Raw genomic sequence first — 13,735 nt, forward strand, 5'->3', positions numbered from 1 at the left:
TGCAGTGGAAGTGGAGGGCGACCCGGTCGGGCAGCCCTCAGAGAAAGGTGTTGCGATCAGGCGTTTTCTTTCAGCCAGGCAACCACGATGTCGTGGTGATTGCTGGTTTTGAAATCATCAAACACATGCTCGACTTGACCGTCAGCATCAATAAGGAAGCTGATACGGTGAATGCCGTCATAGGTTTTGCCCATAAACGACTTTTCGCCCCAGACGCCAAATGCCTCGCAGACCTGATGGTCTTCATCAGAAAGCAGCGTAAAGTTGAGCAGCTCTTTTTCGGCGAAACGGGAGAGTTTTTCTGGCTTGTCAGTGCTGATACCCAGCACTTCCACACCCGCTTTCTTTAACTCATCCATGTTATCGCGCAGGCCGCAAGCCTGGACAGTACAGCCTGGTGTCATGGCTTTCGGGTAGAAATAGACCAGAACACGCTGTCCCTGGAAGTCGGCCAAATTTACTTGTTCTCCGTCTTGATCCGGCAAGCTAAATTTCGGTGCAATATCACCGGCTTTCAGTGGATTCATTACTTAACTCCATCCTGTTCATCATGCTGTGAATAGTTGACGATGTTTATACTGCCTTGTGCGTTCAGTTCTGTACATAGTGCTTTGAACGCCTGGTCAATATTTGATGCGTCTTGCGACGCCGGACTATGAGCCGTTATCTGAATAAACAACTGCGGCGCGCCCGCGTCATTGCCAGGCTGCGTGCGGGAAACCAGCTCCGCGATATTCATCTCGTGTGCATCAAAAAGCGCGGTAAAACGCTCAATCAGATGCGGCGAATCAGGGACTTCAACCTGCACCCAAACGGTGGCTGGCATATCAGGACGCGGGCGGGCCTCGGTGCGTTTCATGACGATCAGCAAATCCAGTTCGGCGCCTTTCAGCGGCAACGTTGATTCAATGAGCGTAATGGCGTTCCACGACCCGGAAAGCAGCATAATGAACGTGAACTCTTCCCCCAGCATGGCCAGACGGCTGTCTTCAATATTACAGCCGCAGCTACTGACGTGGCGTGTGATTGTGTTCACAATGCCAGGCCTGTCGGCCCCCAGCGCAGTGATAACCAAAAAATGTTGTGATGAGGCTGTCAAACCTGTGCTTCCTGTCAAACATGAGGTAATCATAAGGAAAGCATAAAAAAAACCGGCATACAACCGCCACAGAGCCTCAGGTCTCTTGCTTTTCTTACAGCACCGCACGTACCATTGAGAATCTTGTTTGCACAGAGGATGGCCCATGTTCACGGGAAGTATTGTCGCGCTTGTCACGCCGATGGATTCGCAAGGTAAAGTCTGCCGGTCAAGCCTGAAAAAACTGATTGATTATCATGTCGCCAATGGAACCTCGGCGATCGTTTCGGTAGGGACTACCGGTGAATCCGCCACGCTGAGCCACGACGAACACGGCGATGTGGTTATGCTGACGCTGGAGCTGGCTGACGGGCGCATCCCGATTATTGCCGGAACAGGTGCAAATGCAACCGCAGAGGCCATCAGCCTGACGCAACGTTTTAACGACAGCGGCGTAGTGGGCTGCCTGACCGTTACCCCTTATTACAATCGCCCGACTCAGGAAGGCCTGTTCCAGCATTTTAAAGCCATCGCTGAACATACTGACCTGCCGCAAATTCTGTATAATGTGCCGTCGCGCACCGGCTGCGATATGCTGCCGGAAACCGTGGGCCGTCTGGCGAAAATTAAAAATATTATCGGTATTAAAGAAGCGACAGGGAACTTAAGTCGTGTTCACCAGATCAAAGAGCTGGTTTCAGATGACTTTATCCTGCTGAGCGGCGACGATGCCACTGCGATGGACTTTATGCAGCTCGGCGGTCACGGTGTGATTTCCGTTACCAGCAACGTAGCGGCGCGCGATATGGCCGATATGTGCAAACTGGCGGCTCAAGGGCACTATGCCGAAGCGCGCGTGATCAACCAGCGTTTGATGCCGTTACACAACAAACTATTTGTCGAACCCAATCCGATCCCGGTCAAATGGGCATGTATGGAGTTGGGACTTGTAGCAACCGATACGCTGCGTCTGCCGATGACACCTATCACCGACCACGGTCGTGAGGTTGTCCGCGCGGCGCTTAAGCATGCCGGTTTGCTGTAAAGTTTAGGGAGATTTGATGGCTTACTCAGTACAGAAGTCGCGCCTGGCGAAGGTAGCGGGTGTTTCACTTGTGATGTTGCTCGCCGCCTGTAGTTCCGATTCACGTTACAAGCGTCAGGTTAGCGGTGACGAATCCTATCTGGATGCAGCTCCGCTCGCTGAACTTCATGCGCCGGCCGGGATGATCCTTCCGGTGCAGAACGGGGATTACAATGTCCCTGTGACCAATGGCAGCGGCGCCGTTGGCAAACAGTTGGATATCCGCCCACCGGCTCAGCCGCTGGCGCTGGTGAGCGGTGCACGCACCCAGTTTACCGGCGACACTGCAACGCTGATGGTCGAAAAGGGCCGTAACAGCACGCTGTGGCCGCAGGTGGTGAGCGTTCTTCAGGCGAAAAATTACGTCATCGCCAAACGTGACGATGCGTCGCAGACCCTGACAACCGACTGGGTTGACTGGAACCGTCTGGATGAAGATCAGCAGTACCGTGGTCGTTATCAAATCTCGGTAAAACCGCAGGGTTATCAGCAGGCGGTGGTGGTGAAACTGGTGAACCTGGAACAAGCAGGCAAACCGGTAGCGGATGCCGCATCGCTGCAGCGCTACAGCACCGAAATGCTGAACGTGATCTCTTCCGGGCTGGATAAAACCGCGACCGATGCGCAGAACGCCGCAGAAAAACGCAGCGTAACGTCTCTGGATGTTCAGAGCGCGGCAGACGACACCGGTCTGCCGATGCTGGTAGTGCGTGGTCCGTTTAACGTCGTATGGCAGCGTCTGCCTGGCGTGCTGGAAAAAGTGGGCATGAAAGTGACCGACAGCACGCGCTCTACCGGCAGCATGGCAGTGACGTACAAGCCACTGTCTGACAGCGGCTGGCGCGATCTTGGCGCGCGCGATCCGGGCCTCGTTTCCGGCGACTATAAACTGCAGGTCGGCGATTTAGACAACCGCAGCAGCCTCCAGTTTATTGATCCGAAAGGTCATACCCTGACGCAATCGCAGAATGATGCGCTGGTAGCCGCATTCCAGTCTGCTTTTAACCACTAATCCCGAAGGCCGGATCGCATCCGGCCTTTTTTATTATGGTGACGCAAACGTGTGCGTCGGCGTAAAATAGCCAAATTCGATTTATATCATCACACCTGGAGTAACAAAGATGCAAAAGCAAGCTGAGTTGTATCGTGGCAAAGCGAAGACCGTTTACAGTACGGAAAACCCGGATCTGTTGGTGCTCGAATTCCGCAATGATACGTCAGCAGGGGATGGCGCGCGCATCGAACAGTTCGATCGTAAGGGCATGGTGAACAACAAGTTCAACCATTTCATTATGAGTAAACTGCAAGAAGCGGGTATCCCGACCCAGATGGAAGCGCTGCTCTCCGATACCGAATGCCTGGTGAAAAAACTGGAGATGGTGCCGGTCGAGTGTGTCGTCCGCAACCGCGCCGCCGGTTCGCTGGTGAAACGTCTGGGTATTGAGGAAGGCATCGAGCTGAATCCGCCGTTGTTCGATATGTTCCTGAAAAATGACGCCATGCACGATCCCATGGTTAACGAGTCATACTGCGAAACCTTCGGCTGGGTGAACAAAGAAAACCTGGCGCGCATGAAAGAGCTGACTTACAAAGCCAACGACGTACTGAAAAAACTGTTTGATGACGCAGGCCTGATCCTCGTCGACTTCAAACTGGAATTCGGTCTGTTTAAAGGCGAAGTGGTGCTGGGCGACGAGTTCTCTCCGGACGGTAGCCGCCTGTGGGACAAAGAGACGCTGGATAAAATGGACAAAGACCGCTTCCGCCAGAGCCTCGGCGGCCTGATCGAAGCGTATGAAGCCGTTGCGCACCGCCTGGGTGTGAAACTCGACTGATTGCCTGTCTGCGTCATAACCAGAGGGTCATGGCATCCTCTGGTTTTCTGCACCGTTTTTCCTGTGGTAATCCTTCCCTAAGCGCCTACGATCATATATACACTGAGTCCATTATTGGGAGAGTGAGGTTGTTATGCGCTGGCAAGGGCGTCGAGAAAGCAACAATGTAGAAGACCGACGCGATGAGTCGGGCGGTCCGTTCATCCGGGGGCCGGGTTTTCGCCTGCCTGGCGGTAAAGGCGGGATTATTCTGCTGTTTCTGGTGATGGTGGCCAGTTACTACGGTGTCGATTTAACCGGCCTGTTAACCGGTCAACCTGTCAGTTCCCCCTCACAGCAACAGCACATCAGCCCGCAGGAGGATGAGTCCGCGCGTTTTACCAGCGTGATATTCGCCACCACCGAAGAGACCTGGGGGCAACTGTTTGAAAAAATGGGGCGTCACTACCAGCAGCCGAAACTGGTGCTGTACCGTAACCGTTTCAATACGGGGTGCGGTACCGGGCAAGCCATTATGGGGCCGTTCTACTGCCCGGCGGACAGCAAGATCTATATCGATCTCTCTTTTTACGACGAAATGAAAACCAGGCTGGGTGCGAATGGCGATTTTGCGCAGGGCTATGTCATTGCCCATGAAGTCGGCCACCACGTACAAAAATTGCTTGGCACCGAAGAGAAAGTTCGCCGCCTGCAACAGAATGCCTCGCCGACGCAGGTTAATGCGCTTTCCGTGCGGTTGGAGCTACAGGCGGATTGCTATGCCGGTGTCTGGGGCCACAGCATGCAGCAACAGGGCGTGCTGGAGCCGGGCGATTTGGAAGAGGCGCTGAATGCCGCGCGGGCCATTGGTGACGACCGTTTGCAACAGCGCAGCCAGGGGCAGGTGTTCCCGGACAGCTTCACTCATGGTACGTCGGAGCAGCGCTATAACTGGTTCAAACGCGGCATGGACAGCGGCGATCCGGCGCAGTGCGACACCTTTAGCGGGCAGTTATAATCCCTTGTGATGCAGGCATTTATTCAACACAGCGCGCGGATGGCGCAGGAAGGCATTCGTCGGTTACTGGTGGTGAGCGGCCAGGATGCGTGGTGCGAACAGCAGGCTGAGGCGTTACGCGCAACCTTGCCGGGAGACTGGCTGTGGGTTGGTGAGCCAGCAGGCTGGTCGCCGCACTGTTCGCCGCGCGCGCTGGCAACCCTGCTCGGGCGCGAATTCCGTCATGCGGTTTTTGATGCGCGTCAGGGCTTTGATGTCGCGGCCTTTGCCGCACTGGGCGGAACGTTAAAAGCCGGTAGCTGGCTGGTGCTGTTAACGCCGCCGCAGGCGCAGTGGCCGCACTTGCCGGACGCAGACAGTTGCCGCTGGAGCGACACGGTCGATCCCATCCCCGTCCCCACGTTTGTTCGACATTTCTGCCAGACCGCCGCCGCAGACGGTGAGACGGTGCAGTGGCATGAAAACCAGCCTTTCATTCTTCCTCATTGTGATGTCCGCCCGACCTGGCATCCGGCGACGGGAGAACCTGAACAAGAGCAGGCGCATATTCTTGCCGCACTGCATACCATGCCGCCTGGCGTGATGGTGGTGACGGCCCCGCGCGGTCGCGGCAAATCGGCGCTGGCGGGGATGCATATCGCGCAGTTATCCGATCCGGTGGTGATCACCGCTCCGGCGCGTGCGGCAACCGATGTGCTGGCGCGCTACGCCGGAGAACGCTTTACCTTTATCGCCCCGGATGCGCTATTGCAGCAGATTGAGCGCACCGGCACGCAGCCCGGCTGGCTGGTGGTGGATGAAGCCGCGGCGATCCCTGGCCCGTTGCTGCATGCCCTGACGGCAGCCTTCAGCCATGTGTTACTGACCACCACGGTTCAGGGGTATGAAGGTACCGGTCAGGGATTCCTGCTCAAATTCTGCGCGGGTTTCCCGCACTTGCGTCATTCCACGTTGAGCACGCCGCTGCGCTGGGCGAAAGGCTGCCCGCTGGAGCGCTTTATCAGTACGCTGCTGCTGTTTGACGACATGCCCCCCGCAGATGTTCCGGAAGGCGAATGCATAATGCAGCCGCTGGCGCAGAGTGCGTGGCAGCACAATCCCGCGCAGCCTGCTGCGCTCTATCGCCTGTTGGCGAGTGCGCATTACCGGACTTCTCCGCTCGATTTGCGGCGCATGATGGATGCCCCCGGGCAGCATTTCTGGCTCGCAGAAAAAGCGCGGACCATCGTGGCGGCGTTGTGGCTGGTGGAGGAGGGGGGACTCAGCGAGGCGTTAAGCCAGGCGGTGTGGGCTGGTTTTCGTCGACCACGCGGCAACCTGGTGGCGCAATCGCTGGCGGCGCATGGTGGCAGTCCACTGGCGGCAACCCTGCGCGGGTTGCGGGTTAGCCGTATTGCGGTCCATCCCTACAGCCAGCGTGAAGGTATTGGTTCGGCGTTAATCACCCGGGCGCAGGCGAACAGTGGTGGTGTTGATTATCTCTCTGTCAGTTTTGGTTACACGCCCACGCTGTGGCGTTTCTGGCAGCGCTGCGGTTTTTTGTTGGTGCGCCTGGGCAGTCACCGGGAAGCCAGCAGCGGCTGTTACACCGCCATGGCGCTGTTGCCATTAACGACGGCCGGGCACGAATTAGCGGCGCGTGAGCAAGTGCGGCTGGGCCGCGACCTGCCCTGGCTTTCCCACTGGCAACAGGAAGCGTTGCCCCTCCCGTCGGGACAAACGACTACGCTTAATGATGATGACTGGCTTGAGCTGGCCGGGTTTGCTTTCGCCCATCGCCCGCTATCCACGTCGATGGGCGCATTACACCGTTTGTTGAACCGTAGCGCGTTGCCGCTGGCGGCGTTGCGCGGCCAGATTACCGCTGGCGAGTGCGAGCAAACGCTGTGCGAGCGGTTATCCCTTTCCGGGCGTAAAGCCTTGCTGGCGCAGCAACGTGCGGATGCCGGACAGGCTCTGTATGCGCTTGATACGCAACGCACAGTGACGCTGAAAGAACAGGTGCAGAAACTGCAATTTTTTTAACTAACTCATTCAGTTAAATGGCATGGTCATTCTTGCTCCCCGGCGTAAACTGCACCCAACGAGTTAAGGAGACAACCATGAAACATGACCATTTTGTCGTGCAAAACCCCCAATCCCCGGCGAAACAATTGCTGCTGCTGTTTCATGGCGTCGGCGATAACCCTGTTGCGATGGGCAAAATCGGTAGCCGGTTCGCCGTGCAATTTCCGGACGCGCTGGTGGTCAGCATCGGCGGCGCCGAAGCCAGCGGCCCTGCGCCAGGGCGTCAATGGTTTTCCGTGGCTGGCGTAACGGAAGAGAACCGGCAACAGCGTGTGGATGCCATTATGCCGGTGTTTATCGACACCGTGCGCTACTGGCAGAAACAGAGCGGGCTTGGTGCCCGGGCGACGGCACTGATCGGTTTTTCTCAGGGCGCGATCATGGCGCTGGAAGGGGGAAAAGCGCAGCCGGATCTGGCCTCGCGGGTGATCGCCTTTAATGGTCGCTATGCCACGCTGCCGCAGGCGGTTTCTGCTGCACAGACCATTCACCTGATCCACGGTGGGGAAGACCGGGTTATCGATCTGGCCTGGGCCGTTGCTGCACAGGAAGCCTTGCAGAACCTGGGAGGGGATGTGACGCTGGATATCGTGGAGGATCTGGGTCACGCCATTGACGACCGCAGCATGGCGCTGGCGTTGAACCATCTGTGTTACACCGTGCCGAAGCACTATTTTGATGAGGCGTTAAGCGGTGGCAAACCTGATGACGACGATATCATTGAACTGATATAAAACAGCCACTCCCGGGCGGGAGTGGCGTGCAGTGTGTTACGGTTTCGGCTGATCTTTTTTCGGCCAGTCGTCTTCATCATCCCACTTGTCGTTAAAATCACGATGGGGGGGAAGCTCCGGTTTGTTGGCGAGGAATTTTTTATGATCGACGCGATTGAGATCCTTAATCACATTCAGGATCACGCCGAGTAAAAACACCAGCACCAGGATCCACCAGTATTTAGCAAGCCAGTCCATGCAATCCTCCAGGCCCGTCAGGCGATGAGTTGTTCCATAATGCGTTGATACATACGGGCAAGCATCTGCAAATCTGCCGCGTTCACGCATTCGTTAATCTTGTGAATGGTGGCGTTGACCGGCCCAAGTTCAACCACTTGCGCGCCCATCCGCGCGATGAAACGACCATCCGAGGTGCCGCCAGTGGTTAACAACTGCGGTTTAATCTCATTATAGTGCTCAATAGCGTTCACGACCGCATCCACCAGCTTGCCGCGCCCGGTCAAAAACGGTTGCCCGGAGATCCACCACTCAACGGTATAACGCAGCTGATGTTTTTCCAGCAGGGCAATGACTTTCGCTTTGATCATCTCATCCGTCAGTTCGGTACTGAAGCGGAAGTTAAACTGCACAAACAGATCGCCAGGAATCACGTTGTTGCTGCCCGTACCGGCTTTGATATTGGCAATCTGCATGCTGGTCGGCGGGAAATAGTCGTTGCCTTTATCCCATTCAATGCCCACCAGTTCGCTGATCATGGGGGCGGCGCGGTGCACCGGATTGTCGGCGAGATGCGGGTACGCCACGTGGCCCTGTACGCCGTGGATAGTCAGGTTGCAGGTCATCGAACCGCGGCGGCCATTTTTTACCACGTCGCCCACTACTTCGGTGCTGGACGGTTCGCCCACCAGGCAGTAATCCAGACGTTCGTTACGCGCCATCAGCGCTTCCACCACTTTGACCGTGCCGTTCGCGGCGCTGGCTTCTTCATCGGAGGTGATCAGAAATGCAAGGCGGCCTTTATGCTGCGGGTGCTGAGCGACGAAACGCTCGGCGGCGACAACCATGGCCGCCAGTGACCCTTTCATGTCCGCCGCGCCGCGGCCAAACAGCATGCCATCGCGGATGGTGGGTTCAAACGGGGGGTTGATCCAGCGATCCGCATCCCCGGCCGGGACCACGTCGGTATGACCGGCGAAGGCCAGCGTTTCCCCTTGGCCACGCCATGCCCAGAAGTTTTGCGTGTCGCCAAAATCCATCGGCTCAACGGTGAAACCGATAGTACGCAGGCGCGCAATCATTAACGCCTGACATCCCGCGTCATCGGGACTGAGAGAAGGGCGACGAATAAGCTGCTGTGTCAGCTCAATAACCGGGCACGACATAAACTACACCTCGTTGATAAACTTCTCATAACTGGATTCATTGAAACCCAGCAGCATAGGCTTACCGGGCGCACAGAGCAATGGGCGTTTGATAATTGCCGGCATTTCCAGCATCAGTGCCACGGCGGCATCGGCGTGGGTGATGGTGTCGCGCAGGGAGGCATCCAGCTTGCGCCAGGTGGTGCCCCGGGTGTTCAGCAGCGCTTCCCAACCCAGTTCGGCGATAAAGGTATGCAGCAGTTGTGCATCAATACCGTCTGCCCGGTAATCATGAAAGCGATACTCCACCTGGTTTCCCTCCAGCCAGCGACGGGCTTTTTTGATGGTGTCGCAGTTTTTGATACCGTACATTGTGAACATGGTGAATCCTTTTGTCTCATCTTTGGTTATTTGCACAAGAAATTAGAATAACGGAATTTAAAAAGAATATCATTCGCCTGTTAATGATAATTCAGCGAATATAGCCACTCTGCTCCAGCTTGAATAAACTCTCAGATGTTGCGCATACCATTCCTGTTGTTAAAAAGCGAAAACCATATTGTTGATAAAATCCCGTTTTTTCCGGCACCGAATAAATAAAGGTTTTACCGTAAGGTAATAATGTTTTAACGATGTCCATCATTAATTGTTTACCATAACCGCGCCCCTGCATTTGCGGTGCTACAACTATATCAGCCACATAGCTTGCCCACGTCAAATCGCTGATGGCGCGGGCAGTGGCGACCAGCTTGCCGTCATGGTAACCGAACCAGCAAAATGTGCTGTTACGCCACGCCTGCTCTACGAGTGCAGGCGGGCGCTGGTTGAGTCCGCCCGCGTCGAGCAGGGCGCTTAATTCCACCCAGTCAACCTCATTAATGGAATGTTTATCACACAATGTGAATGTCATTTCATTTGGCCCTAAAGTTTTTACGGAATATTGCCGTTACTCACATTAAATGACAGGTGAACGGCGCATAGTGAAACCAGTTATTAAACATACCCTGCTAACAACGATTAAAGCAATTGGTTGAAGTATCTTCACAGTGGTCACCGTTTTTAGTAGAATGACCGCAATAATAAGAGAGGTAGTTATGATTGAACATGAACTGGGGAACTGGAAAGATTTTATCGAAGGCATGCTTCGTAAATAACATCCAGAAGAATGATTAAGCAGTGAGAGCTTATAGCTAAACATGTGAAAGTAACCACATGAAAAAAGGCGACCCGCAGGTCGCCTTTTTTGTTTTCCATCGCTTAACTCTCCCCTTTCGGGGAGAGGGGATTATCTTACTGCGCACGTTCTTTCAGCGGGAAGCGGCGACGCACCAGCACAAAGAACAGCGGCACAAAGAAGATGGCGAGTAATGTTGCGGAAATCATGCCGCCCATCACGCCGGTGCCTACCGCGTGCTGGCTACCGGAGCCCGCGCCGGTGCTGGTGGCCATCGGCAGCACCCCGAAGACAAACGCCAGCGAGGTCATCAGGATCGGACGTAAACGCTGGCGGCAGGCATGCAGGGTCGATACCAGCAGATCTTCACCTTTCGCGTTCATATCATTGGCGAACTCGACGATCAAAATGGCGTTCTTCGCCGACAACCCGATCACTGTCAACAGGCCGACCTGGAAATAGACATCGTTTTCCAGCCCGCGCATCCAGGTCGCTAACAGTGCGCCGATCACCCCAAGCGGTACGACCAGCATCACCGAGAAGGGCACAGACCAGCTCTCATACAGCGCGGCCAGACACAGGAACACCACCAGCAGGGAAACCGCATACAACGCAGGTGCCTGTGCGCCGGAGAGGCGTTCCTGATAGGACATGGCGGTCCATTCCAGACCAAACCCGCCTGGTAACTGGCTGACCAGTTTTTCCATCACATCCATGGCTGTACCGGTACTGACGCCAGGGGCAGACTCGCCTACAATCTCGACCGCAGCATAGCCGTTGTAGCGCTCCAGACGGGGCGATCCGGTTTCCCAGTGCGACGTGGCGAAAGCCGAGAACGGCACCATGCCGCCGCTGCTGTTACGCACATACCACAGATTAATATCATCCGGCAGCATGCGGTATTTTGCCGCTGCCTGTACGTAGACCTTCTTCACGCGACCGCGATCCATAAAGTCGTTTACGTAGCTGGAACCCCAGGCGGTTTGCAGCGTGTCGTTAATATCATCAATGGAGACCCCCAGCGCTTGCGCTTTGCGCTGATCGATATCGATCTGCAACTGCGCGCTGTCATCAAGGCCATTATGGCGGACGCGGGTTAACGTGGGCTCTTTGGCCGCAAGCTCAAGCAGGCGATCGCGCGCATTCATCAGCGCATCGTGACCCGCTCCGGCGTGATCCTGTAGCTCCATGTCGAAACCGGCGGAGCTCCCCATCCCGCTGATAGCCGGAGGGCTACTGGCGAAAACACGGGCTTCTTTAATACGGTTAAAGGCTTTGGTGGCGCGTTCAATAATAGCGAAGGCACTGCCGCTATTCGGATCGCGCTCCTCCCAATCTTTCAGACGAATAAACAAACGCGCGACGTTTTGCCCGTTACCGCCAGGGCCGGAGCCGACAGTGGCAAATACCGACGCGACATTCTCTTTTTCATGGGTGAAGAAATAGTCTTCGACCTTCTGGACCACTTTCAGTGTCTGCTGTTGCGTTGCGCCGCTGGGCAGTTGCACGGAGGTGGTGAACATCCCGCGATCTTCCTGTGGCAAAAATGATGTAGGCAGACGCAGGAACAGCAACACCATGGCGCCAATCAGCAACACATAGAGCAAAATCCAGCGCAGGCTGCGGTGCAGAATCCGACCCACCGCCGTTTCATAACGGTCGGCGTTACGGTTGAAAATGCGGTTAAAGGCCCCGAAGACCCCTTTCTGCCCGTGCAACTCACCTTTGTGCAGCGGCTTCAGCAGCGTGGCGCACAGTGCGGGCGTGAGGATCATCGCCACCAGCACCGACAGCACCATCGCCGACACAATGGTGATGGAGAACTGGCGGTAAATTGCACCGGTGGTGCCGCCGAAAAACGCCATTGGGACAAATACTGCCGACAGCACCATGGCAATCCCGACTAACGCTCCCTGGATCTGCCCCATTGATTTACGCGTTGCTTCCCGTGGCGACAGACCCTCCTCGGTCATTATGCGCTCGACGTTTTCCACAACGACGATGGCATCATCCACCAGCAAACCGATCGCCAGTACCACCGCGAACATGGTCAGCGTGTTAATGCTGTAGCCAAAGGCGTACAGCACAGCGAATGTCCCGAGCAGCACCACCGGCACGGCAATGGTGGGGATAAGCGTGGCGCGGAAATTTTGCAGAAACAGATACATCACGAGGAAAACCAGCGCGATGGCTTCAAGCAGGGTTTTCACCACGTCGATGATGGAGGCTTTAACGAAGGACGTGGTTTCGTAAGCGACTTTATACTCCAGACCATGCGGGAAAAAGGGCGCCAGCTCATCAAGGCGTTTTAGCACCAGTTCCGCTGTCTCCATTTCGTTAGCCCCGGAGGCCAGTTTGACCCCAAGGCCCGATGCGGCCTTACCGTTAAAACGGCTGAGGTTGTCGTATTTTTCCGCGCCCAGTTCCACCATTGCGACATCGCCAAGCTTGACTTCCGAACCGTCCTGGTTGACGCGCAACGTAATATTGCGGAACTGTTCCGGGGTTTGTAATAACGATTGGGCATTGATGGTGGCGTTCAGCGCCTGGCGATCGACCGATGGCGTTCCGCCAAGCTGACCCACGGCAATCTGCGCATTCTGCGAAGAGATAGCGCTTGTCACGTCGGAAGCGGTCATCTGATAGCTGTTGAGCTTCGCCGGATCGAGCCAGATACGCATTGAGTATTGCGTGCCGTAGGCATCAATATCCCCCACACCATTCACACGGCTGATAGGATCCTGAATATTACTGGCGACATAATCGGCGATATCCTGTTTATCCATCGAGCCGTCGGTTGAGACAAAGGCGAGGGTCAGGATGTTGGTGTCACCGGTTTTACGCACGGTGACGCCCTGATTTTGCACCTTTTGCGGCAGCTTACGCAGCGCTGATTGTAACTGGTTCTGTACTTGCTGGACGGCTTCGTCAGGATCGGTCCCGGCTTTAAAGTTGAGCGTGATTGTGGCCTGGCCCGTTGCGCTACTTTGTGAGGACATGTACATCAGGTTATCGAGCCCGGTCATATTTTGTTCGATAACCTGCGTCACGGTGTTTTCCAGCGTTTGCGCAGATGCGCCTGGATAATTCGCGGTGATACGGACGTTCGGTGGGGCTAAATCAGGATATTGTTCGACCGGTAACGAAATAATGGCAAGTGTTCCCGTGAGACAGATCAGGATCGCCAGCACCCACGCAAAAATGGGGCGATCAATAAAAAAATTCGCCATCAGAAGCCAGACCTCTATTGCTGCGTATCGTTATAGTGACATTGCTTGCATCAATGTAGCGGCAATGCAGAAATCAATCGTGGAGAAAATAAGGAGAAAATGTAAATTATCATGCTTAGTTAAGGCATAACTATGCAAAGCGCGACTTAAGCAAAATTCCTCCCGCCAGATCATG

Annotated in this window: 14 protein-coding genes; 7 read left to right on the forward strand and 7 right to left on the reverse strand. The window is 55.4% G+C overall.

The window, feature by feature from the left end:
* Window positions 1-56: 56 nt before the first annotated feature.
* Window positions 57-527, reverse strand: a complete 471-nt coding sequence (gene bcp / locus N7922_RS06955; protein WP_263099843.1) for a thioredoxin-dependent thiol peroxidase — start codon at window positions 525-527, stop codon at window positions 57-59.
* Complete coding sequence (locus tag N7922_RS06960) at window positions 527-1,099, reverse strand: glycine cleavage system transcriptional repressor (RefSeq protein WP_263099844.1); 573 nt, start codon at window positions 1,097-1,099, stop codon at window positions 527-529. The genes bcp and N7922_RS06960 overlap by 1 nt, the downstream gene beginning before the upstream one ends.
* Window positions 1,100-1,244: 145 nt before the next feature.
* Between N7922_RS06960 and dapA the strand changes: the two genes are divergently transcribed.
* From dapA to ypfH, 6 genes are all read left to right on the forward strand, one after another.
* Window positions 1,245-2,123, forward strand: coding sequence for a 4-hydroxy-tetrahydrodipicolinate synthase (gene dapA / locus N7922_RS06965; RefSeq protein ID WP_263099845.1), 879 nt, complete (start codon window positions 1,245-1,247; stop codon window positions 2,121-2,123).
* A 16-nt stretch (window positions 2,124-2,139) separates the two neighbouring features.
* A complete protein-coding gene (gene bamC, locus N7922_RS06970; RefSeq protein WP_263099846.1) occupies window positions 2,140-3,174 on the forward strand; it encodes an outer membrane protein assembly factor BamC in 1,035 nt (344 codons plus the stop codon).
* A gap of 109 nt (window positions 3,175-3,283) precedes the next feature.
* Window positions 3,284-3,997: a phosphoribosylaminoimidazolesuccinocarboxamide synthase gene (gene purC, locus N7922_RS06975; protein WP_263099847.1), complete on the forward strand. Its 714-nt coding sequence runs from the start codon at window positions 3,284-3,286 to the stop codon at window positions 3,995-3,997.
* Between the two features lie 133 nt (window positions 3,998-4,130).
* Window positions 4,131-4,994, forward strand: a complete 864-nt coding sequence (locus tag N7922_RS06980; RefSeq protein ID WP_263099848.1) for a neutral zinc metallopeptidase — start codon at window positions 4,131-4,133, stop codon at window positions 4,992-4,994.
* 9 nt (window positions 4,995-5,003) lie between these two features.
* Window positions 5,004-7,019: a tRNA(Met) cytidine acetyltransferase TmcA gene (locus N7922_RS06985; RefSeq protein ID WP_263099849.1), complete on the forward strand. Its 2,016-nt coding sequence runs from the start codon at window positions 5,004-5,006 to the stop codon at window positions 7,017-7,019.
* 77 nt (window positions 7,020-7,096) lie between these two features.
* Window positions 7,097-7,795, forward strand: coding sequence for an esterase (gene ypfH, locus N7922_RS06990; RefSeq protein ID WP_263099850.1), 699 nt, complete (start codon window positions 7,097-7,099; stop codon window positions 7,793-7,795).
* A 36-nt stretch (window positions 7,796-7,831) separates the two neighbouring features.
* On the opposite strand, the gene N7922_RS06995 is transcribed toward ypfH, so the two are convergent.
* From N7922_RS06995 to N7922_RS07010, 4 genes are all read right to left on the reverse strand, one after another.
* The gene (locus N7922_RS06995) at window positions 7,832-8,032 is read right to left on the reverse strand and encodes a YpfN family protein (protein WP_263099851.1); all 201 of its coding nucleotides are present in this window, start codon (window positions 8,030-8,032) and stop codon (window positions 7,832-7,834) included.
* Window positions 8,033-8,049: 17 nt separating this feature from the next.
* Window positions 8,050-9,177, reverse strand: a complete 1,128-nt coding sequence (dapE, locus tag N7922_RS07000; protein WP_263099852.1) for a succinyl-diaminopimelate desuccinylase — start codon at window positions 9,175-9,177, stop codon at window positions 8,050-8,052.
* 3 nt (window positions 9,178-9,180) lie between these two features.
* A complete protein-coding gene (locus tag N7922_RS07005; RefSeq protein ID WP_263099853.1) occupies window positions 9,181-9,537 on the reverse strand; it encodes an ArsC family reductase in 357 nt (118 codons plus the stop codon).
* Between the two features lie 91 nt (window positions 9,538-9,628).
* Window positions 9,629-10,066, reverse strand: coding sequence for a GNAT family N-acetyltransferase (locus tag N7922_RS07010; RefSeq protein WP_263099854.1), 438 nt, complete (start codon window positions 10,064-10,066; stop codon window positions 9,629-9,631).
* Window positions 10,067-10,250: 184 nt separating this feature from the next.
* Between N7922_RS07010 and ypfM the strand changes: the two genes are divergently transcribed.
* A complete protein-coding gene (gene ypfM, locus N7922_RS07015; RefSeq protein ID WP_100181659.1) occupies window positions 10,251-10,310 on the forward strand; it encodes a protein YpfM in 60 nt (19 codons plus the stop codon).
* A 136-nt stretch (window positions 10,311-10,446) separates the two neighbouring features.
* Here the strand turns inward: ypfM and acrD are convergent, their stop codons facing one another.
* Window positions 10,447-13,560: a multidrug efflux RND transporter permease AcrD gene (acrD, locus tag N7922_RS07020; RefSeq protein ID WP_263099855.1), complete on the reverse strand. Its 3,114-nt coding sequence runs from the start codon at window positions 13,558-13,560 to the stop codon at window positions 10,447-10,449.
* Between the last annotated feature and the right edge of the window lie 175 nt (window positions 13,561-13,735).

The sequence above is a fragment of the Kosakonia sp. ML.JS2a genome, assembly GCF_025642095.1.
Classification (GTDB): Bacteria; Pseudomonadota; Gammaproteobacteria; order Enterobacterales; family Enterobacteriaceae.